Annotated in this window: 20 protein-coding genes; 12 read left to right on the forward strand and 8 right to left on the reverse strand. The window is 40.6% G+C overall.

Translation table 11 applies throughout. From position 1 onward, the window contains the following. Positions 1-247: 247 nt before the first annotated feature. From HGR01_RS03735 to HGR01_RS03745, 3 genes are all read right to left on the reverse strand, one after another. Positions 248-364: a photosystem II reaction center protein I gene (locus HGR01_RS03735; protein WP_071989442.1), complete on the reverse strand. Its 117-nt coding sequence runs from the start codon at positions 362-364 to the stop codon at positions 248-250. Positions 365-671: 307 nt separating this feature from the next. Further along, a complete protein-coding gene (locus HGR01_RS03740; protein ID WP_045872090.1) occupies positions 672-1361 on the reverse strand; it encodes an acyltransferase in 690 nt (229 codons plus the stop codon). Positions 1362-1937: 576 nt separating this feature from the next. Continuing rightward, positions 1938-2066 carry a hypothetical protein gene (locus HGR01_RS03745; protein ID WP_255325270.1) on the reverse strand — a complete coding sequence of 43 codons (129 nt, stop codon included), beginning with the start codon at positions 2064-2066 and terminating at the stop codon, positions 1938-1940. A gap of 455 nt (positions 2067-2521) precedes the next feature. Here HGR01_RS03745 and HGR01_RS03750 point away from each other — a divergent pair, with 455 nt between their 5' ends. Together HGR01_RS03750 and glgP are read left to right on the forward strand one after the other, a co-directional pair. Then, the gene (locus tag HGR01_RS03750) at positions 2522-2836 is read left to right on the forward strand and encodes a hypothetical protein (protein WP_045872091.1); all 315 of its coding nucleotides are present in this window, start codon (positions 2522-2524) and stop codon (positions 2834-2836) included. Positions 2837-3365: 529 nt separating this feature from the next. Next, entirely contained in the window at positions 3366-5930 is a 2565-nt protein-coding gene (gene glgP, locus HGR01_RS03755) for an alpha-glucan family phosphorylase (protein ID WP_045872092.1), read from the forward strand. 119 nt (positions 5931-6049) lie between these two features. On the opposite strand, the gene HGR01_RS03760 is transcribed toward glgP, so the two are convergent. Together HGR01_RS03760 and HGR01_RS03765 are read right to left on the reverse strand one after the other, a co-directional pair. Beyond that, the gene (locus HGR01_RS03760) at positions 6050-6799 is read right to left on the reverse strand and encodes a DUF429 domain-containing protein (protein WP_045872093.1); all 750 of its coding nucleotides are present in this window, start codon (positions 6797-6799) and stop codon (positions 6050-6052) included. 63 nt (positions 6800-6862) lie between these two features. Then, positions 6863-8452 (reverse strand): B12-binding domain-containing radical SAM protein, encoded by a 1590-nt coding sequence (locus HGR01_RS03765; RefSeq protein ID WP_045872094.1) that lies wholly within the window; start codon positions 8450-8452, stop codon positions 6863-6865. A gap of 653 nt (positions 8453-9105) precedes the next feature. On the opposite strand from HGR01_RS03765, the gene HGR01_RS03770 reads away from it, so the two are divergent. Further along, positions 9106-9552 (forward strand): pentapeptide repeat-containing protein, encoded by a 447-nt coding sequence (locus tag HGR01_RS03770; RefSeq protein ID WP_045872095.1) that lies wholly within the window; start codon positions 9106-9108, stop codon positions 9550-9552. Positions 9553-9881: 329 nt separating this feature from the next. On the opposite strand, the gene HGR01_RS03775 is transcribed toward HGR01_RS03770, so the two are convergent. From HGR01_RS03775 to HGR01_RS03785, 3 genes are all read right to left on the reverse strand, one after another. Next, positions 9882-11222, reverse strand: coding sequence for a TldD/PmbA family protein (locus HGR01_RS03775; protein ID WP_045872096.1), 1341 nt, complete (start codon positions 11220-11222; stop codon positions 9882-9884). Between the two features lie 88 nt (positions 11223-11310). Continuing rightward, positions 11311-11676 (reverse strand): four helix bundle protein, encoded by a 366-nt coding sequence (locus HGR01_RS03780; RefSeq protein WP_045872148.1) that lies wholly within the window; start codon positions 11674-11676, stop codon positions 11311-11313. Positions 11677-11774: 98 nt separating this feature from the next. After that, positions 11775-13247, reverse strand: a complete 1473-nt coding sequence (locus HGR01_RS03785; protein WP_045872097.1) for a TldD/PmbA family protein — start codon at positions 13245-13247, stop codon at positions 11775-11777. A 309-nt stretch (positions 13248-13556) separates the two neighbouring features. Between HGR01_RS03785 and HGR01_RS03790 the strand changes: the two genes are divergently transcribed. The 9 genes from HGR01_RS03790 to HGR01_RS03830 all read left to right on the forward strand — a co-directional run bounded on the left by HGR01_RS03790 (position 13557) and on the right by HGR01_RS03830 (position 21276). Next, positions 13557-14591: a ParA family protein gene (locus HGR01_RS03790; RefSeq protein WP_045872098.1), complete on the forward strand. Its 1035-nt coding sequence runs from the start codon at positions 13557-13559 to the stop codon at positions 14589-14591. 10 nt (positions 14592-14601) lie between these two features. Then, positions 14602-15204 (forward strand): HEPN domain-containing protein, encoded by a 603-nt coding sequence (locus HGR01_RS03795; RefSeq protein WP_045872099.1) that lies wholly within the window; start codon positions 14602-14604, stop codon positions 15202-15204. 290 nt (positions 15205-15494) lie between these two features. Continuing rightward, positions 15495-16280: a class II glutamine amidotransferase gene (locus HGR01_RS03800; RefSeq protein WP_045872100.1), complete on the forward strand. Its 786-nt coding sequence runs from the start codon at positions 15495-15497 to the stop codon at positions 16278-16280. A gap of 176 nt (positions 16281-16456) precedes the next feature. Then, the gene (gene pip, locus HGR01_RS03805; RefSeq protein ID WP_045872101.1) at positions 16457-17407 is read left to right on the forward strand and encodes a prolyl aminopeptidase; all 951 of its coding nucleotides are present in this window, start codon (positions 16457-16459) and stop codon (positions 17405-17407) included. Positions 17408-18377: 970 nt separating this feature from the next. Further along, entirely contained in the window at positions 18378-18647 is a 270-nt protein-coding gene (locus tag HGR01_RS03810) for a hypothetical protein (protein ID WP_045872102.1), read from the forward strand. 299 nt (positions 18648-18946) lie between these two features. After that, positions 18947-19144 carry a 50S ribosomal protein L35 gene (gene rpmI, locus HGR01_RS03815; RefSeq protein WP_045872149.1) on the forward strand — a complete coding sequence of 66 codons (198 nt, stop codon included), beginning with the start codon at positions 18947-18949 and terminating at the stop codon, positions 19142-19144. Positions 19145-19165: 21 nt separating this feature from the next. Then, the gene (gene rplT / locus HGR01_RS03820; protein ID WP_045872103.1) at positions 19166-19525 is read left to right on the forward strand and encodes a 50S ribosomal protein L20; all 360 of its coding nucleotides are present in this window, start codon (positions 19166-19168) and stop codon (positions 19523-19525) included. Between the two features lie 87 nt (positions 19526-19612). After that, complete coding sequence (locus tag HGR01_RS03825; protein ID WP_369792189.1) at positions 19613-20419, forward strand: transporter substrate-binding domain-containing protein; 807 nt, start codon at positions 19613-19615, stop codon at positions 20417-20419. A gap of 332 nt (positions 20420-20751) precedes the next feature. Next, positions 20752-21276: a tetratricopeptide repeat protein gene (locus HGR01_RS03830; RefSeq protein ID WP_045872104.1), complete on the forward strand. Its 525-nt coding sequence runs from the start codon at positions 20752-20754 to the stop codon at positions 21274-21276. The last annotated feature ends 4 nt before the right edge of the window (positions 21277-21280 follow it).

Genomic DNA, 21280 nt, shown 5'->3' on the forward strand with positions numbered 1-21280 from the left:
ACACTTTTGCACTACAAGAATCCGCCAGGAGGGCTTCCTGTTGGACAAAATTTAGGGTTCCCTCCTTTGTAGCAAATGCCGTTAGCTTTGACTATTTATTGATGTGTCTGGGCAGTGAGAGATTAACCTCAAAACCGAATCTACAACATAGATTAGCCAACTGGCGTGGGGAACCCCATAGCAAGTGTCCATAGCTTCTGGTGTCTTCCGCCTTCCGGCAATTCTACGCGGATGAGCGATCGCGTTTTTACTCGAAATCCCGACGACCGGGGTTACGAGCTGGATCGTTAGACAAGAATCCCAAAACGAAGATAGTCACAAAGAAGGCAACAACAATATAAACAACGATTTTTAAAGTAAGCATCAGAGATATCTCCAAAAGGTATGAGAAACAGCAAATCTCTCTCTCGGTATCTGCTATGCAGAAAAGATAGCTCCTTTATATTACCCAAATCTCGTACCTTTTTTGGAGGACTCTATTGAGACAGGTCGAGTATTTGTTTTTGCTGTTGTTGTCTATCTATCTTTGAGATATTCCCAATCAAGAACTTGTGGACTCGCTACTCTTGTGACGTTGGCTCACGGTTTAGGTTTCCAGTTGTAGACAAAAAAGTTGTTTGGTGTTGGGTAATTGGTAATAATAATTTCTCCCCTCATCTCCCTCATCTCCCTCATCCCCTAACCTCCACCCCCTCACCCATGCGGCTTTTAATCACTTTTGCAGGTATACCTACAGCTACAGAAAAGGGAGGAATATCTTTGCTCACAACTGCGCCTGCACCAATGACGCTGCCTTTACCGATAGTGACTCCATCTAATACAGTGACTCCATGCCCTAACCAACAGTTATCCTCAATGACGATTCCCTGGCGGCTGATCCCTTGGTTTCTGATTGGCTCAATTGGATCGGCAAAATTGTGATTATTCGCATATATTCCCGAGTGGGATGCAATCATGCAGTGTTTGCCAATTCTAATATCCCCAGGGCCAGCAATACACACATTCGGGCCAATGAATGTTTCATCATCAATATATATAGAAGTATTATCCAAAGAACCAATATCTACATTGCGCTCAATTGCGACTTTATTTCCTAAATAAATTCTATTGTTGTTGCCTCTAGCATCTATCCGCACACCTTTAAAGATAAATACATTCTTGCCGATTTCAATGCAATCAGTGCTAATAAATTCCACACCATTTTGAATATAAACCGGACTATCTAAGCGAGCAAAGATACTGCGATAAGCAAAATTTCGTAACTTTGGTCCTAGTAGCAGTGCAGGAATTTCTCCTAGTAAGGTTGTGACAATAATTTCCTCTAAGCGCTGAATTTTGGCAAAATATTGCTGATTTTTCATAGTTAAATTTGTCTCGAATAGATTTTTTTTGACTCGTCAAGATAATTTGTCGTTAATAGATTTCGGGTTATACCAATGCCATTTATCTTGAATATTTCTCAATCGCAGTGTTGCCATAGTTTTGAGCAACAAAAATGCATATTAAGTAGTTAGCTCTCAAAAACCGACTACATAGACTGCACAATTGGTTTAGTGAAGAGGAATATGCTGATTAAGCATTAGCCAATATATTGCTGATTTCTAGTTGCTTAATTTCAAAACTTAGTTGTAGCGAAATGCTATGCAATACTCAAGCTATAGCCAAGTATTAATGTTAACAAAATTACATTTTTTGATAAAAATAGAATTCCTATGGAATGTTTTCATCCTAGTGCTTCATTTCATCTCATTAATTTTGCGGCGCTGTGAGATCCCCGACTTATTCAAGAAGTCGGGGATCTAAAAACTCATCAAAATTCATGGGAAAGACCACTAGATTGAGGATTTCTATATAGCCAAGCTAGCAAAATTTACATTTTGCTCAAAATGTAATTATTGTTAAATAATTATGAGTATTTATGCCCTAGTAAAAACCGCCTAGGGTGGAGTGTCTCCGACTTCAGCCATCACATTAAAATTAACCATCGGTGCAAACAAGTAAGCGCTTCCCCGACTATTATGACGGCTTTCTTGCAACGAATTTCTAGAGTATGCTGCTCTAATCATGTTGCACACAGATGTTACGTACAAAACAAATCACTCTTGCTATTATATGAGTGGCTTTTGACAACAAGTGACCATCAATATAACACATTTTCTTTTTTATGGGTCGCTATAATAAATTAATTGGTTCCTCTAACTCGTGCTAAAAAAATAACAATATTAAGCTGTTATTTTTATTTGCTCTTCATAAGAAGAAAGATTTTATACATACAAATAAAAATATTTTAGAGTTTTAAAGTTTACTTTCATTAATTCTTTAATCATCGCTCATATATTCAGAATTGCCTGAGCGCTTTTACCTAACAATTTGTAAATCACCCGCCTGGATAACCCATTCGGGTGATGTGTACTCATCAGTCGGCATTATACATTTTGAAGAAAACCTAGAGATTCTTGGCTAGCAAAGTAACTCTTCTCGCCAAGAGAGTTGACCACACTTAGCTCTAATTGCATTTTTTATGAAAGAAATTGTTGAACAGGCTTTAACTACTGGATATTTGACTATTGCAGCCCAAAATCAGATTCAATCGCTGCTTGCAAGTGATTATGACTCAGATGATTTAGATGCTTACATTATTTTACAGCGGGCTGTTGTGGCGGGTGATGTCACCAAAGAAGCACGCCATCATCAAACTGCTGTTTCCTCTACCCCTAAGGATAAAGCATCAAATATTAAACTGGCTTATCAGGTGGCTGCGGAACTTGCTTGTGTTGCGGCGATGGCTTTGAGTCTACCAAAAAATACTAATGATTCTCCTTATTTAGGAGCATAAAATACTACATCATTTAGTTATCAATGTAACACACTTTACTGCATCAAAAAAATCACAGGAAAACCGCCATGATAATAGTTTTGTGCTCTCAATTAACTATTAGTAACTGAAAGTTTTGTTAAGAAATAATTAAAAATTTATTTTTTACTGGAACTAATAACAGACTGTTTTTAGTTGCAGCTAGAAGCCGCGAAAGTAAGCTCAGAGAGGAGTTTAGTAATTCTAGGCTGTCTAGAGGGAAATCTTAAATAAATATAAATACTGGATAAAATTAAATACACAAAGTCATCTTGAGAGTGATTCTGAAATCTCAGGAAATAGTTAAGTTTTACGAGCGTCAGGAGCAGCAAAACAAGACCACGTAAGCTGAAAAATACTATATAGTGTAAACGTTAGGAACTATTATCAAGAATGATTCTCAATGCTTAACAAAGTCATAGCATTTTCACAAATGTAGTATAAAGAATTGGCAACATTGGCTAAAGACAGTAAACAATAACCATAGCTAAACTTGGAGTTTTGCCAACCTATGCAGCCAATTCGTACATTTAACGTTTCTCCTTCTCTCCCGCCGCGACTCGAACCGCTGCGGCGGCTGGCATATAACTTGCATTGGGACTGGAACGTTGAGAGCAAAGATTTATTTCGCCGCCTAGATCCCGATTTGTGGGAAACTAGCCACCATAACCCAGTGTTAATGCTAGGTACAATCAGCCAAGGGCGACTTTTGGAAGTTGTAGAAGATGAAGGCTTCTTGGCTCAAATGGATAGAGCTGCGCGTCAGCTAGAAGATTATTTACAAGAACGGTCTTGGTATCAAAAACAGCGCAGTAATTCACCCAAGGAATGCTACGCCTATTTTTCGGCTGAATTTGGCTTAGTAGATTGTCTACCTGTGTATTCGGGAGGCTTGGGTGTTCTCGCGGGAGATCACCTGAAATCTGCCAGTGATTTAGGGCTACCCCTAGTAGGCGTAGGGTTACTCTACCAACAAGGATACTTTGCTCAGTATCTTAACGCCGATGGTTGGCAGCAGGAACGCTATCCCATCAATGATTTCTACAATATGCCTTTACACCTGGAACGTAATTCTGATGGTTCAGAATTGCGGATTGCGGTAGAGTACCCAGGACGTAAAGTGTACGCCAGAGTTTGGCGGGTACAGGTGGGTACGGTGCCATTGTATTTATTGGACACCAATATTGAACCCAACAACCCCTACGATCATGACATTACCGACCAGCTGTATGGTGGGGATATCGATATGCGTATCCACCAGGAAATCATGCTGGGTATCGGTGGCGTGCAGATGTTAAAAGCATTGGGGTATAAAGTTACTGCTTACCACATGAACGAAGGACACGCCGCCTTCTCTGCCCTAGAACGGATTCGGATGCTGATTCAGGAAGACGGGTTGCATTATGATGATGCGAAACAAGTAGTAGCTTCCAGTAATATTTTCACTACCCATACTCCAGTTCCCGCCGGGATTGACTTGTTCCCGCCCCAGAAAATCTTGGACTACCTGAGATACTATGCAGATATCTTCAACTTACCTGAAGAACAATTTTTAGGACTGGGACGAGAAAATACAGGTGATTTATCTGCACCCTTTAGTATGGCGGTGTTGGCGCTGAAAATGGCGACATTTTCTAATGGTGTAGCGCAGTTGCATGGTGTGGTATCGCGCCAGATGTTTCAAGGGTTGTGGAAGAAGGTTCCAGTTGAAGAAGTGCCGATCGCAGCTATTACTAACGGTGTTCATGCACGGAGTTGTGTAGCAAAATCTACACAAGAGTTGTACGATCGCTATTTAGGGCCAAACTGGTCATCAGCACCACCAGATAATCAATTGTGGGAGAGGATGGACGCGATTCCCGATGAGGAATTGTGGCGCAATCACGAACGCTGTCGCTTGGATATGGTTTTGTATGTGCGAGATCATTTAGTCAAGCATTTACGCGATCGCGGTGCGTCAGGTTCAGAAATTGCTCAAGCACAGGAAGTTTTAGATCCCAACGTTTTAACCATTGGTTTTGCCCGCCGTTTTGCTACCTACAAACGTGCTACCTTGTGGATGCGCGATTTAGAAAGAATCAGGCGGATTCTGCTGGGTGACAAAAACCGCAAAGTCCAATTTGTGATTGCTGGGAAAGCGCACCCCAAAGATATTCCCGGTAAAGAACTCATCCGTGATATCAACCATTTCATCCGTGAACAACATTTAGAAAAACAAGTTGTATTTGTTCCCAATTACGACATCCACATCTCGCGGTTAATGGTGGCTGGTTGCGATATCTGGTTAAATACACCCCGCCGTCCCCGGGAAGCTTCCGGTACTAGCGGGATGAAAGCCGCTATGAACGGCTTACCCAATTTAAGCGTCCTTGATGGTTGGTGGGATGAAGCTGATTACGTTCGCACCGGTTGGGCGATCGGACATGGTGAAAATTACGAAGATCCCAATTATCAGGATGAAGTCGAAGCCAACGCGCTCTACGATTTGTTAGAGAAAGAAGTTGTGCCCTTATTCTACGATCACCGCGATGCTGATGGCTTACCCCGTGCTTGGGTAGCCAAAATGAAAGATGCAATTCGCCTGAATTGTCCATTCTTCAACACCGCCCGCATGGTGCGAGAATATGCTCAACGTGCTTACTTCTCAGCTAGCGATCGCTTCCATACCCTGACTGCGAATAATTACGCGCCAGCTAAAGAACTAGCCGCGTGGAAAGCTAATCTCAGCGATCACTGGTTTAGTATCAAAATCAAAGATATTGACGTATCAGCATCAGCAGATATTGAAGTTAACCAAACCGTTGCAGTCAAAGCCAAAGTAGATTTGGCAACTTTAACAAACAAAGATGTCCAGGTGGAACTTTACCAAGGAGCAATTGATGCTAATGGTGATATAGTCAACGCTTTACCCGTGGTCATGGATTACCAAGGCGAAGATACACAGGGTTTAAGTGTTTACACCGCTAATATCATTTACACCGTCTCTGGTTTGCAAGGCTTGTCTTTGCGCGTGTTACCAAAACACCCGCATTTGTCGAACTCTTACGAACCGAGGTTAATTGCTTGGGCTGAATAAGCCCATTTTAGATTTTGGATTTTGCGTTCGCGTAGCGTGTCGCAGACAAAAGTTGCGTGCGGGGGTTCCCCCCGTTGAGCAAACTTTTCAAGACAGATTTTAGATTAGCAATCCAAAATCTAAAATCTAAAATCCAAAATTCTTTGGGGGACGACAATGTAACCAGTAGTGCGATCGCCTAGCACTAAGTTACGTTGTTCACCCCAATACCACCAATGTGCAGCTACATAAGCGCAGATGAGGCTATCTAATTTATCTTCAACAGCTTTGAGTGCTGCACCTGTGTGGGGAATTTCTGGTAAAAACGAACTACTCAGAGTCAGAGAATGTAGCGGCGGTTCTAGAGTGGGCAAGATTTCCCCAATATAATTATAGAGTTTGAGCAGTTCTAAACGGCGATCGCCCAAGCGTCCTTTTTTGTATTTCAGAATTCGTTCTAAATTGAATAAGTTAACAATCGCCGGGTGGGGAAACACTTCGATTTGATATCTACTGGGTTTTTGCGGTTCAATACTGGGTGCGTGTGCAAAACCCCAAGATTCTAATTCCAAGCCAAAGTTGACAGTGCGCGCTGCAAAAGCTAAACCCAAATTCGCTGGGTAACATCCCGCATGATATTTACCAAAATATTTATGAGTGAGTTTATCAGGAAGACGGCTACCATCGGCGTTGGGAATGAGAGTCGGTGCATCTACGGCGATGAGTGCTGGTTCCTCTGCTGGAACAAAAGTATCAATCCAAGCGAGAATATCTGCGATCGCATCTTTCCTGTCTAAATCCAGAATTTGTAATTTGCCATCAATTAATTCTAAACAGCATAATCCGCTTGGTTGCGATTTCCAACCTAAATCAATACCTAAAAATTTCATCGTTTATTATTTCATACTTGGTTAGGATGCGTTAATAACGCATCCTACGCGTATTTTAAACAATCATGAAAGCTTCACTAGCACTGGTTCTGGCTGAGGTGATGCCGCAGTTGCCAAAGGATCGTAGCCTAATTGTTGAGTAATCCGTTTTCTGGCTAAAACGCGATACTCCCAAAAATGTTCGCCAGCAGCGCATAAACCCAAATACATATTGAGAACTTGCGGCTTTTTCATCAGAATTATCCACAGTTGTCGCCAGAACTGTCCGCGAATTTCTGCTCTTTGGAAGCCTTGCAGCCAAATTAATTTTACAACCAGGCGCAATCCTTGACCTGGAGAAAACTGCATGGTTTGTTTTCCCTCTGTTCTTGAGCCAATATTGAGACATTGCTGAAAACAACGTCTGAGATAGTTTTGCGGTTCATACAAAGTCCAGAAAGTTTCTACATATTCTCTGGCAATTTCCGCTAAGGGGCGAGTCGGTTTAAAATTCATCAAGGAATTCTGATCTCCTACTTCCGTTGCACCCACACCCGTAACTAAACGCTGTTCTTGTTGCAGGCGGTTCCATAAAGCAGTATTGGGTAAAGCTTGGAGAATACCCAACATGGGTTGAGGAATACTGGTTTGTTCTACAAAAGCTTGAATTCGGTTTCCTGCACCTGTGCGTTCGCCATCAAAACCGAGGATAAACCCTGCATATATCAACATTCCCGCTTGATTAATTTTGCGACAAGCTGCAATCAGGGGATTGCGAGTATTTTGTAATTTGTTTGTCACTTGCAAGCTATCTTGATCCGGGGTTTCAATCCCCAGGAAGACTGCATAAAAACCTGCTTCTCGCATTAAATGTAGTAGTTCGTCATCTTCTGCCAAATTCACAGAAGCTTCTGTGATGAAGGTGAAAGGGTAATTATGTTGCTTTACCCAAGGAATCAATTCTCTTAAGAAACGTTTGACGTTACGTTGATTACCAATAAAGTTGTCATCAACAATAAATAGAGAACCCCGCCATCCTAAATCATACAGAGTTTGCAATTCTGCGATCGCTTGGCTTGGTTCTTTGGTGCGTGGTTTCCGCCCATACAGGGTAATGATGTCACAAAATTCGCAGCTAAATGGGCAACCGCGAGAAAACTGCATCGCCATCATCAAATAAGCATCGCGCTTTAACAAGTCAAAACGCGGCATAGGACTCAGGGTTACATCCGGTTTTTCACAGGCGCGAAAGATTCCGCAGCTTTTACCTTGACTCAATGCTGCCAAAAACAGCGGAACCGTAATTTCTCCCTCATCCAAAATTAGATAATGCGCGCCAGAATCTAGCGCATCCTGCGGTAAAGAAGTGGGATAAGGGCCACCAACTGCAACTTTTTTGCCCAATTGCACAGCTTTTTTAATCAAAGCGTGGAAATCTGGCTTCTGCACCAACATCGCGGAGAGAATTACCAAATCACACCATTGCCAATCCGCTGCCGTTTCCAAATTGACATTGCGATCGCAAAATCTAATTTCCCAATCTTCAGGTAAAAGTGCAGCAACAGTAATAATCCCCAATGGGGGAATCGCCGCCTTTAAACCTGCAATTTCCATAAAGCGATCGTAAGACCAAAAGGACTGAGGAAACTGGGGATAAAGCAATAGTGCTTTCATAAATATCCTTAGAGCATCTGTAGTGGACTTTGAACTAAATCAAGATGCAGGGATTAGTTACAGCCTTGGCGCTAGTCCCTACAATAGATTTCTCAACGAATAATTCGCGATCGCAGTGGCTACAACGCTGGTACATTATCTGTACCTAACAAAGCAATTTGCTGTATGTAATTGATTAGAAAATACTTTGGTATTAAATAGATATTTTGAGATATTTTCAAACTCTATTTATAGATTATGTTTGCTCAGTAATTTTAGCAGATTATTTATTTGATCGCCTCTATCTGTAGGCATGTTTAATGTGTATTTATGCACTTCTCTGGGTCAGTTGATATTCCAAATTATTCTCACCTAAAAGGTATATTTTATTATTATACTTGCAAAGTTACTGAGTGAATTATTTTCTATTTAATCCTCAAATACTTACAAATAAAAGCTTTTGCTTACATTAATATAACCTTGGTATGAGTAAGTAAACAATATTGAAGTAATTAATTACCTCGGTAGTATGAGGACATAATTCTGTAATTTGAGAAAATGAAATTGTAAGAGTGAAATATATTACCAATTAACACACACAGTTGCTTTAGTAAAACACATCCGTAAATCTTTTACTGATGGTTGAGCTTTTAAAACTGCAGGGAGGAAGAATTATGAGACAGACATTGTTGACAGCAATAGCCTTATTTAGCACACTATCTTTAGCTGCTCCAATTTCTGCTCAAGCAGGTGAAACCCAAACTCAAGTAAAACGTTTATTACAAACCGGAGCCTGTTCTGGATGTGATTTAACAGGTGTGAATCTTAGCGGCGCTCACTTAATTGGCGCTGATTTGAGAAACGCAAATTTAAAAGGTGCTAATTTAAAAGGCGCAAATTTAGAAGGTGCTGATTTAGCAGGCGCAAATTTAGAAGCGGCGAATTTAACAAAAGCCTTCGCCAGTGGTACCAGCTTCAATAACGCTAACTTGACTAATGCTGATTTAAGCGATTCTCATCTACATAATGCTCAAGTAGATGGCGCTGTGATGATTGGAACTAATTTAACGGGTGCTGATGGATTTGATATCAATCTCGGTATCGGTGGCGGAGAAGAATAGTCACACAATTTTGGATTTTGGATTTTGGATTTTGGATTGTGAATAGCTGTCTAGTTGATACTTGTGTGACTCCATCTGTCGCAATCATTGTTTAAATTTGTGTCGGACAATTTGGGATTTTGTTGTGTACCCCTTTTCTATGGAACGCTCCGCAAATGGGAAAGCAAACTAATACCATTTTGAAAAAGAATGTGACAGATAGGTAGGGGCACGGCATCCATAATCTTTTGGTATACTCAATTATCTTACTGGTGCCGTGCCCACACAAAGAATTTATCTTATTCAAAGCAAAAGTTTAGGAGTATTAATCTACTCCTAACTTTTAAATGCTAATCTCCGGTAATTGAGAGTTCATTAACCCAGATGCGAGGACAAACGCCGCCTGGTGTTAACTCAGCTTCTTTTTCTACACAAACAATAGATTTCATAACTTCTAAGAAATCACCCGCAACCGTGGCTGATTCAATACTCGTCTTCACACCTTTATTGATTAACCAACCATCAAAAGGTAAAGAAAACGAACCTTGTAAAGCTTTTACCCCAGCATGGAGAGCTTGCAAATCATCAATTAAAACCACATTCTCAGCAGTTTCTAAGCTTAATTCTTGCTCAGGCTCGGCGGCTCTAAATACATGAAAAAAGTTAGGACTAACACTAACTTTTGCACCAATGCTAGCGTTTCCTGTGGGTTGGGCGTTCATTCTTTTCGCAGTTCCAGCACTGTGTAGAAAGCTGGTTAATACGCCTTTTTCAATTAGGGAAATGCGGCGAGTTGGTGTACCTTCACCATCAAAACTTTCTGCGCCAATGTTAGCAGGATGCAATGCATCATCTGCTACTGAAAGTAGAGGCGAAGCGATTTGCTTACCTAAATCATCAGGGGTAGATAAGCTTTGATTGTCTAAAATATTTTGAGCGTTGTATAAGTTAGAAAAAGCGCCCAATAAACTTAAGAAAGCTTCGGGAGAGAAAACAACTAGATATTTACCAGTCTTAATTTTTTCATAGTTCAAGTGACTGATAGTTTTCTCGGCTGTTTCTTGAATGCAACCATTAATATCGAGATTTTCTACACCACGGTTAATTCTAAAAGCACCCGCACTGCGTGGTTTTTTCCCTTCCTCTTCAGTTTTGCTGTAAAGATAAACTGATGCTATGGAATGGGACTCAATTCTGGCTGCACCTTCACTATTGAGATAAAAACGGTCAATATCTCTTTGTGCCAAGCCATTATAAGGTACGCCTTTAATTGCTGGGTGCGCTGAAAGTAATTCTTTTTCAGCTACTATTAGTTTTTCTATCAGTTCAGAAACAGGTGCTTGTGCTGCTTTATCGTGGGGTGTATTGTCGATAGGAACTGTCGCTTCTGGGCTAAAATCAGGCACATTTTCCTTGACACCAAAGAAACTAGCTTCATAAGCAGTTTTCAATGCTAATTCTAATCCTTTAGGGTCTACATCTGTGGTGCTGGTAACACCCATTGTATTGTCTTCATTCCAAACACGAACTGTAACACCAGAACGATTGGAAGCTTTAACTTGTTTTGGCTCACCTTGGTCTACTTGCACACTAGTTTCGTCTACAGTGGAGCCATAAATATCGAATTTTTTAATGCCAAGCTTCTCTGCATTTTCCTTGGCGTAATTTGCAATTTCGTTGATAGTCGCCATAGTCAATTTTGGATTTTGGATTTTGGATTTTAGATTTTGGATTTATTTGAGGTTTGGCTACTGTGTTGTGAATTATAGATTTTAGGATTCAGATTTTGGATTTGTGCTTTTCTTTGAGGGTTTTGATTGATGCAACAGTCATAGCTAGAATTTCAGCAGTTTCTTGCATCAGGTTGGTTAGTTTATCTGCTGAAATCATTCCCGCTTCAACTAGAATCTCTAACCAATAAAGTGTTTCATCAGCTTCTTCTTCTACAATGCTAAGTTTGGCAATCAAATCGGCTGTAGATTTGGCTCGACAAGCTGCTCGATAATTAGCACCTACAGAAGTAGCTGAACGTAACACCTGTTTACCAATTACATCAGCAGTTCTAGTTTGTGGTAGTGCCTCAACTAGATAAATAACTCGCAACCCAAGCTGCTTTGTTCTATCTTTAAACTGCTTTTCGTTCACAATCCAAAATCCGTCTTGAAAAGTTTGCTCAACGGGGGGAACCCCCGCACGCAACTTTTGTCTTCGACACGCTACGCGAACGCAAAATCTAAAATTCCTTAACGTCCACCTACGGTAATAGAATCGACCTTAATATGTGGCTGTCCTACTGTGGTGTAGATACTACCGCTAACGGAACCACAGAAACCAGGTGCTAGCTCTAAATCTTGAGAACACATGGAAATTTTATTCATAATTTCTGTTGCTTCCCCAATCAGAATTGCTCCTTTTAATGGTTTGGTGATTTTGCCATTTTCAATCAAATAAGCTTCATCAACACCAAAGTTAAATTGACCAGTAGCACCTACGCTACCACCACCCATTTTCTTGCAGTAAATGCCTTTATCAATAGAGCTAAATAAATCATCAATACTATATTCACCAGTAGCGATGTAAGTATTTCGCATCCGGCTAGCAGCAGCAAAGGTATAATTTTGACGGCGACCGCTTCCGGTTCTAGGATGTCCAGTCCGCCAAGAACCTGTTCTGTCTGCTAAGAAGTTTTTCAGAACGCCTTTTTCTATTAATAATGTTCTTTGAGCAGGCATACCTTCATCATCCATGTCTATTGTGCCGAAGGCATTGTCAGCTCGCCCTTCATCCCAAGCTGTGAGGCTTTCGTGGGCAATTTTCTCACCTTTTTTGTCAGCAAAGGGAGAAGTATTACGTTCAATTTGAGTAGTTTCTAATAAGTGTCCGCAAGCTTCGTGGAAGATTACCCCGCCAAAGTGATTAGCCATGATAATGGGGTATGTGCCAGATTCTACGTAATCGGCATAGAGCATTTTACCAGCAGATTCAGATATTTGCTCGGCGGCTTGTTGATAATCCCAAGTTCTCAGGAAATTGGCATCACTGGTATTACCAGCACGTTCACCAATGGAGGCGCGATTAGCTCCATCTGCACACAACAGGTTAAATCCTACCGATTGGGTGAGGCGAATATCACGAGCAAAAGTACCATCACTAGCTGCAACTAATACTTCTTGCCAATCGCGGAAGTAAGTAGCGCGGCGTGATTGCACGTGGCTAGCTTTGCGTTGCAATTGGGCTGTACCATCAAGTAGAATTTCTCCCATTTCTCGGATAGAGCTACACAGAGGTAACCACCCATCTTTACCTCTTTTTGTGGCGTAGTCTCGGAGTAATTCTAGATTGATTTCTGGGATAAAAGCGTTAGGTGCAGGTAATTGTAATCCCAGGATAGAAAGACCTTTTTCTAAGGCTGCTTTCAAACCGGAAAATGTCAGATTATTGGTACTGACGTAGCAATCAGCTTTACCGCGAAAGACTCTAACTCCCGCACCTGTGGCGAGGCTAGGTGAAATACTGGTAATTGAGTCATCTTCAGCAAGGCAACTAATATAGTTGCGACGCTCTAGAAAAAATTCCACAAAATCCGCACCAGCAGCCCGTCCTAATCCTAATAGGGTAGCTAGAGGAGCTTCCCAAGTGTCATCGAATTGTTCCGATGTGGAGGAATACTGTAAATTGGGCAGTTGGTTCGAGAGAAGTAGCGTACTTGTAAGCATTTATAGCCTCTTCTGCTGGCGTATTCAGAGATTTGACCGAAAGTTCCTGGTGTGTTAAGTCTAACAAATCAGTGAAAGACGCAGTCGGCAGTTAAGCTGTAGGGGTTTCCTCACCTATAAAATTGAGAGCCTCATTTAAACAAAGCCAAAGGTAGGCACAAAAATTGTAAATGGAGAGAGTGATCGCTTTCATGGCGCAGTCGAGATAAAATACAGTTTCCTCAACTTTATTCTGCAACAATAAAAGGAAAGTTCCGCAGCATTGCCAATATCAGCAGGAACTATTTGATCTAAAAAAGGAATATAAAAATGAGTTCGTATGCTTTTTGGAATAACAAAGGTGGCGTAGGAAAGAGCTTTCTTTGCTTTGTGGCTGCTGCTGAATATGCTCACCGACACTCCGATACAGATGTTTATGTAATTGACCTATGTCCTCAAGCCAATGTCTCAGAAACTCTATTAGGAGGATATCTTAATAGTCCAAAAGCACTACATTCTTTAAGCAGCAAAACACCGCGTGCAACTGTGGCTGGCTATATAGAAGCACGTCTTAATTCCCCCTTCCGAATGATTACAGACATATCTCCTTATGTATGTGAGCCAAGAGAGTTCAACCCGCAAATACCTGACAATTTAAGGCTTATATGTGGAGACAATCTTCTTGAAATCATTTCTGAGGCAATTAGACAAACTTCTCAATTACAAATACCGATTGATGCTTGGAAACAGGTGCTGAGTTGGATTCGAGATTTAACAGTTGCTCTACGTACATTTAGTGGAGAAAGAGATACTTTATTCTTAATCGATTGTAACCCTAGCTTTGCTGTATATACACAGCTTGGTCTAGTTGCAGCAGAAGGTGTGGTTATTCCGTTTACTGCGGATGACAGTTCGCGTCGTGCAATTGAGAATGTGGTTGCACTTTTATATGGAATCACCGATCCTAACACTGCGCCCTATGCAAGAATTAGCTTTGCTAAACGTGCAAAAGAAGAAGGTGTATCAGTGCCAAAATTACATACTTTTGTGAGTAATAGAGTGACTATGTATGAAGGTAAAGCAGCATCTGCATTTATAGCTATAAACAAAATTATTAAGAAAACTATGGATGATATACATCAGAAAAATCGTCAGATTTTTGCTAGCCCTAAAGACTTACCGAGCCAAAGTTTTATTGAAATTCCTGATTATCACAGTGCTTGTGTTGTGGCTGCAACAACTGGTACACCTTTGCACAAAATCAAACCAGGCCCTAAAAAAATTGGTGAGGAGCGAGTTCAATTAAATCCAGAGCCATTGCAGAGGTATCGAGATGCACTTGAAGCGTTTGTAAATTGTCTTTGAGAGCATCACCGTGCCATCACCAGCAGCATTAAAGTACGATATAGCGGCTCAAAAGGCTCGTGTTCTACGTGATACTGCAATAGATCCCCGCTTGCGCCCAATTTTAAATAGCCAAACTCAAGTTTATTACCATTCAGCCTTAGCAATGTTTGTTGCAGGATGGGAAGCTTATATTGAGGAACTGGTTCGTAACTTTTTTGATGTCACTGCAAACCCTTTAAACCCACATTTTCATGCTGTTCATTCTATTGCTAACAATGCAGCAGAGCGATCACTTAAACAATTTAATACGCCAAATGCGGAAAATTCACGTAATCTTCTGGTTCAATATACTGGTTACGACCCTATCAACGATTGGGTATGGTCAAGAAGAAGCATGAACGCACTAGCCACTCGACAAATGCTAAACGATATTTTGCAAGTAAGACACAGTTTTGCACATGGCTTTCCCATTCCTGCATATTCATGGACACAAACACCAACTGGAAAAGTTAGACTCACGGCTAAAGCTATAAAGGATGTTGATGCACTGTTACAGTATCTCGTAAATGTTACCGACCTTGGTATGAAACAAAATATTCAAATAACTTATGGCATAGTTCTACCTTGGTGATAAATCTAATTATTTATATAAAACCGTGAGTTTGAACCATAACTATATTGATAGCTGTTAGCTGTGATCGCTGTTTCACTTCTGGGTCTATTGTGAGGGTAGGACTTTCGCATTACGTTACAAACTCATCACAGTTGTAAATTTTTCTAAAATTTAGGACGTTTTACTCCTCAAATAAAAATGCAAGATTGGCGCGTTCAAGATAAATTCCCAGATTGATGCGATCGCACCAGAAATTTTGCAGCGATCTGAAGTATTGTAATTCCATAGTCCAGGCCTGGGTTTTTACAATGTGTCAACTGCTGGGAATGAATTGCAATACCCCAACAGATATCTGCTTTTCTTTTGAAGGTTTTTCTCTTCGGGGAGGAAGAACTGACGATCATTGCGATGGTTGGGGTATTGCTTTTTTTGAAGGTAAAGGATGTCGGATTTTTTTAGATGCTAAAGCCTCTGTTCATTCACCAGTGGCAGATTTAGTCAGACGTTATCCGATTCATTCTACTCATGTAATTGCTCATATTCGCAAAGCTACACAAGGTGACATCGCTTTGCAAAATTGTCACCCTTTCCAAAGAGAACTTTGGGGTAGATATTGGGTATTTGCTCATAACGGCAATTTACCAGACTTTAATCCGGCGAATATGGGCTTTTATAAAGCTGTGGGCGATACCGATAGCGAAAAGGCATTCTGTATCATCTTAGAAACTTTGCGGCAAAAGTTTCCTGAAGGAAAGCCACCGCTAGAAGAACTGTATTCTACCCTCAGTAAAGTTACTGCTGAGATTGCAGCACAGGGCGTGTTTAATTACTTACTATCGGATGGGGAACACTTTTTTGCTTACTGTTCCACTAAACTAAGCTATATAGTACGCCAAGCGCCGTTTGCAGCAGCTCATTTAATCGATCAGGATATGACAGTGGATTTTCGCGAGTTGACTTCACCACGCGATCGCGTCGCCATTATTGCCACTACTCCCCTGACTGACAATGAAGTTTGGACAATTTTGGAACCCGGACAACTCCTAGTGTTTCAGGATGGTTTACCAATAAAATCAGTAGAGCGGTGCAATTAAAGATAGCTAAGGCGGTCATTTGTCATTGGTGATTTGTCATTGGTAAGGATTTCAAGTCTATTAACGTTTCTGAGATTTGTTTTCACCGACTTACTTAGTCATCTAATATTGTCAGAATTCATCACCTCACAATGAGGTTTTCAACCAATTAATATTCAAATATAAATTTTATATTTATGTACGAACTTTACCCACCAATTGAACCCTATAAACAAGGTTATTTACAGGTATCAGAATTACATAAAATTCATTTTGAAGAGTCAGGAAATCCCCAAGGAAAGCCCATAGTTTTATTACATGGGGGCCCTGGTGGAGGCTGTCCACCTTTTTATCGGCAATATTTCAATCCTGAAAAGTGGCGCTTGGTGATGTTTGATCAACGCGGTTGCGGTAAAAGTACACCCCATGCCGAATTGCGAGAAAATACGACTTGGGATTTAGTGAATGATATTGAAAAACTGCGGGAATATTTAGGAATAGAAAAATGGGCAGTATTTGGCGGTAGTTGGGGCAGTACCCTGTCATTAGCATATAGTCAAACCCATCCCGAACGTTGTGCAGGGCTAATTTTACGCGGTATATTTATGCTGCGACAAAAGGAATTACGCTGGTTTTATCAAGAAGGTGCTAGCTATATTTTTCCTGATGCATGGGAAGAATATCTGAAACCAATTCCTATTGCTGAACGGGATGATTTGCTAACAGCTTATTATCAACGTTTAACTAGCCCAGATACTCAAATTAGATTAGAAGCAGCCCGTGCTTGGTCAATTTGGGAAGCTAGCACTAGTAGATTATTCCCTGATACAGCCTTGATGCGAAATTTTGGTCAAAATGATTTTGCTGAAGCCTTTGCGCGGATTGAATGCCATTATTTCATCAATCAAGGATTTTTAGAATCAGAAAACCAGCTACTTTCAAATGTTGAGAAAATTCGGCATATTCCGGCTGTAATTGTTCAAGGTCGTTATGATGTAGTCTGTCCAATGGTATCAGCATGGGAATTACATCGAGCTTGGCCAGAAGCAGAATTTATTGTAGTTCCTGATGCGGGACATTCGATGAGCGAACCGGGAATACGTAGTGCATTGATTGCAGCGACAGATAAATTTGCTATTAATTCGTAATTCGTAATACCCTACGGGAAGCGCAAAGCGCTACGTAATTCGTAATTAAATAGGAATTACGCAATGCTGATCATGTCATTGCGACCGAAACGAATTGTAGGCAAGCAATCCCAGCGTCAGAGGAGATTGTAAGTAGTTAAACAAAATTAATTACACAATGTCATTGCGAATGGAGCGGAGCGGAATGAAGCAATCGCAAGGGTTGAGATTGCTTCGCTGCGCTCGCAATAACTGTAATTAATTTTGCGTGGTTACTTAGCAGTTCTCTAAATTCAGGCTACAGATAATTCTCCCCCTGCTGCCTATGTGTAGCGATATTTTGGAGAATTTGTATTACTTCTCTGTGAGACGCTACGCGTTAAGCGTTAACGCAGCCTCTCGCAGAGAAGGCTTTACGCTATCGCTCGTAATGACGAAGTTATACCAAATTGGTATCAGTAAGCCGTAACCCACGAAAAGCTTTGGCATGGATACCGTACTACGTGAACTGACAATTCCAGGTTTTCCTTTTCCCCTTTATATATCTCCTGCTTAATACTCAATTTGCGAGCAAATACTGTATATTTTTTTAAGTTTTTTGTGAACTTGAATATGTATTCCAATGAATACAGTAGTAATATTGCTGAGATATTTCATGAAATTAATTGAGGATACAATTCATTTCAATAAGCCATTATTATCTATGTTTTTTAGGCATGATATAAACTTAAAAGCCTGACATATTAAGCATTTTAGCCAGGTATCGCTTTATGAAATACACAAGCTCATCTACAAAATAAATAATAGCCATAGTAGTATTGCTTGTTATTTATGAAACCTTTATGATTTAAATAAAAATTTTTATCAAAATATCGATTTTGTTCTAAATAATATTATTACTACATTTAATAAATATTCGTGAAATCTCCATCTTTACATTCAGTCTATTTAAGTAGAGAATGAATTCAAAGTTAATCGAGGTTGATTGAGCATGAAAATCATAGCAAAAGATGTTAGAGAAATTGACTCTTTAATTGAAGAATTAAGTGATGAAGAACTAGCAAGTTGTGTGGGTGGTTGTGGCTGGTACAACCCAGCAGGAAATGAATGTGAAATTGAAACACAAGAAGATGGAACATTTAAAATTACAGAGTATGTTCTAGTTGGTGAACAATGGAATTCATCTTCATATACCACCAATTCCATAGCTGATTATTGGTACGATCCCAACGGTTCAGCCCGCTACAAATTCTCTTATTAATATAGAGAAGATTATGGAATTAAGTATAAATAAAAGATAACAAAGAAGTATCCAAACAAGATTAATACTATAAAGAGGAGCGTTTTAAACTGTTGATTTGGTTTTGGTTAAAGTTTTTTCTTTCTCCTTCTTCTCGGAACCGATAAGTCTTATCGCCCTTATAACTATCGCAGGCTTTACCTGCATAAACTATATAGATCTGCCATTGGCAGATCTATTTGCATATTGGAGTTATTTTTGCTCATGCAATCTGATGAGCTTAGTATATAATGATAGATTGTGTCGATCAAAGCCAAACCATGCCTAAACTCAAGACTCGTAAAGCAGCTGCAAAGCGATTCCGTGCCACCGGTACAGGTAAAATCGTTCGTCGCAAAGCTTATAAAAACCACCTTCTAGAGCATAAAACTTCAGATAAGAAGCGCAGTATGTCCAAGTCTGGACTTGTACACGAACGCGACGAAGATAATGTACGTTTGATGCTCCCCTATTTGTAAGTCCTTCAGGAAAATTAAGTTATGACACGGGTAAAACGCGGTAACGTAGCTCGTAAACGCCGCAATAAAATTCTCAAACTAGCTAAAGGTTTTCGCGGTTCCCACTCAACTCTGTTTAGAACCGCTAATCAACAGGTAATGAAAGCACTGCGGAGTGCTTATCGCGATCGCAAAAAGAAAAAGCGCGATTTCCGTCGCCTGTGGATCGCTCGTATCAATGCTGCAGCAAGGGTACATGGTTTGAGCTATAGCAAGCTCATCGGTAATCTCAAAAAAGCCGATATCCAACTCAATCGCAAAATGTTGGCGCAATTAGCAGTTGTCGATCCAGCTAGCTTTGGCAAAATTGCTGAATTAGCCGCCAGCCAAGGTAAAGGTTAAAGGATTAAGGATGAAGTATAAAGTATGAAGGCTGAAGTATACCCCAATAAATTGGGGGGCTGGAAAAAAGGCAGCATACTACACAGAATGCGTGTCTGGCAGCAATACTGGTTTTCATCCTTTATCCTTTACTCTTTATCCTTTTTATTAATTGTTTGTTTTTGCTTTTTGGGGACAGTACCAATTGCATCTGCCGCCCAAATGCCAGAAATTCAGCGGCGAGGCTATTTCACAATTGCTGTCAAAGATAACTTGCGTCCCTTGGGATTTAGAGATGCCAAGGGTAATTTGCAAGGCTTGGAAATTGACTTAGCACAGCGTTTGGCAAGTGACTTGCTAGGTAAAGCAAACGCTGTGAAATTAAAACCCGTAGCCAATCGCGATCGCTTATCTGTAGTATTCAACAATCAAGTTGACTTTGCCATTGCGCGGGTAACAGCAACAGAGTCACGTTCTCGCTTAGTAAGTTTCAGTGTTCCTTACTACTTTGATGGTAGTTATGTAGTTGTAAAGGATACTGGAATGCAGCGAATCAATGATTTAGCAAAACGCAAAATCGCTGTACTGAATAACTCCACAACTATTGCCGATATCAAGTACTATGTGCCGAATGCTGAGTTAGTAGGAGTAAAATCCTATGAAGAAGCGAGAGAAAAAATAGAAAGCGATGCTGTCTCTGCCTTTGCCGCCGATGCTAGCGTTTTGAGTGGTTGGGTGCAACAATATCCCCAATATCGACTACTACCAACCAAACTATCCACAGCCCCTTTATCTGTAGTCATGCCCAAAGGCTTGCAATACGATGATTTAAGACTACAGGTAAATGGAGCGATCGCACGTTACATAGATGAAGGCTGGCTCAAACAACGCGCCCAAGATTGGGGGTTACCATAAATTCGTCATTTGTCATTTGTCATTGGGTAATAGGTAATAGGTAATGGGTAATGGGTAATTGGTAATCCAATACTTGTCGGTTAAGGGGAAAAGGGGAAGGGTAAAAGGGGCAAGAAAAAACCTTTAACCCTTACCCTTTCACCTTTTCCCCAAACCAAATTCCGAGTTGAAAATCCTTAACCGAGCAGTATTGATTGGTAATCAGATTTTCTTCCCCAGTCCCCAATCCCCAATCCCCATTACACCTTATCCCCAGAGGGGGCCCCGAGTTCCCCAGTCCCCTTGCAGCTGATAATAAATAAGAAGACTCTTTATATTCGTATTTCAAGACAATGGATAACAGTCTAGCGGTTGTTTATCTCTCGATTTTCATCGGTATACTCACATTTGCTGTTGTGAGTGTTTTCCAGCAAATTTTCAAAACTCGTCGGATTGAAAGTTCCTTGTCTCGCTTAAAAAAGAAGTTGAGTAAGGATAAAGGAACTGCTCAAGAATATTACGAGTTAGGCAGTATTTATTCTCAAAAGAAAGTCTATTCCCAAGCGATCGCGCTGTTTCAAAAAGCTCTCAAAGCAGCCGAAGAAGAGGGAGAAGAAGCTGTTGCTCCTATCTACAATGGGCTAGGGTATGCTTACTTTGCCCAAGAGCAATATGATTTAGCAATTCGTCAGTACAAAGAAGCGCTGAAGCTAAAACCTGATTATGTGACAGCGCTCAATAATCTCGGTCATGCTTATGAGGAAAAAAAATTAAATACACAGGCACTACAAACCTACGAAGAAGCCCTCAAATTCGCGCCTAATAATTCTATTGCTAAACGTCGTGCTGAATCTTTGCGCCGTTTGGTTTCTGCATAAGTAG

The sequence above is a fragment of the Tolypothrix sp. PCC 7712 genome (assembly GCF_025860405.1).
Taxonomy (GTDB): Bacteria; Cyanobacteriota; Cyanobacteriia; order Cyanobacteriales; family Nostocaceae; genus Aulosira; species Aulosira diplosiphon.

What these genes read in the sequence shown, in the direction of transcription:
- HGR01_RS03735 (WP_071989442.1), bottom strand. Translation starts at nt 364, where the DNA reads ATGCTTACTTTAAAAATCGTTGTTTATATTGTTGTTGCCTTCTTTGTG.
- HGR01_RS03740 (WP_045872090.1), bottom strand. Translation starts at nt 1,361, where the DNA reads ATGAAAAATCAGCAATATTTTGCCAAAATTCAGCGCTTAGAGGAAATT.
- HGR01_RS03745 (WP_255325270.1), bottom strand. Translation starts at nt 2,066, where the DNA reads ATGATTAGAGCAGCATACTCTAGAAATTCGTTGCAAGAAAGCCGTCAT.
- HGR01_RS03750 (WP_045872091.1), top strand. Translation starts at nt 2,522, where the DNA reads ATGAAAGAAATTGTTGAACAGGCTTTAACTACTGGATATTTGACTATT.
- glgP (WP_045872092.1), top strand. Translation starts at nt 3,366, where the DNA reads ATGCAGCCAATTCGTACATTTAACGTTTCTCCTTCTCTCCCGCCGCGA.
- HGR01_RS03760 (WP_045872093.1), bottom strand. Translation starts at nt 6,799, where the DNA reads ATGAAATTTTTAGGTATTGATTTAGGTTGGAAATCGCAACCAAGCGGA.
- HGR01_RS03765 (WP_045872094.1), bottom strand. Translation starts at nt 8,452, where the DNA reads ATGAAAGCACTATTGCTTTATCCCCAGTTTCCTCAGTCCTTTTGGTCT.
- HGR01_RS03770 (WP_045872095.1), top strand. Translation starts at nt 9,106, where the DNA reads ATGAGACAGACATTGTTGACAGCAATAGCCTTATTTAGCACACTATCT.
- HGR01_RS03775 (WP_045872096.1), bottom strand. Translation starts at nt 11,222, where the DNA reads ATGGCGACTATCAACGAAATTGCAAATTACGCCAAGGAAAATGCAGAG.
- HGR01_RS03785 (WP_045872097.1), bottom strand. Translation starts at nt 13,247, where the DNA reads ATGCTTACAAGTACGCTACTTCTCTCGAACCAACTGCCCAATTTACAG.
- HGR01_RS03790 (WP_045872098.1), top strand. Translation starts at nt 13,557, where the DNA reads ATGAGTTCGTATGCTTTTTGGAATAACAAAGGTGGCGTAGGAAAGAGC.
- HGR01_RS03800 (WP_045872100.1), top strand. Translation starts at nt 15,495, where the DNA reads ATGTGTCAACTGCTGGGAATGAATTGCAATACCCCAACAGATATCTGC.
- pip (WP_045872101.1), top strand. Translation starts at nt 16,457, where the DNA reads ATGTACGAACTTTACCCACCAATTGAACCCTATAAACAAGGTTATTTA.
- HGR01_RS03810 (WP_045872102.1), top strand. Translation starts at nt 18,378, where the DNA reads ATGAAAATCATAGCAAAAGATGTTAGAGAAATTGACTCTTTAATTGAA.
- rpmI (WP_045872149.1), top strand. Translation starts at nt 18,947, where the DNA reads ATGCCTAAACTCAAGACTCGTAAAGCAGCTGCAAAGCGATTCCGTGCC.
- rplT (WP_045872103.1), top strand. Translation starts at nt 19,166, where the DNA reads ATGACACGGGTAAAACGCGGTAACGTAGCTCGTAAACGCCGCAATAAA.
- HGR01_RS03825 (WP_369792189.1), top strand. Translation starts at nt 19,613, where the DNA reads ATGCGTGTCTGGCAGCAATACTGGTTTTCATCCTTTATCCTTTACTCT.
- HGR01_RS03830 (WP_045872104.1), top strand. Translation starts at nt 20,752, where the DNA reads ATGGATAACAGTCTAGCGGTTGTTTATCTCTCGATTTTCATCGGTATA.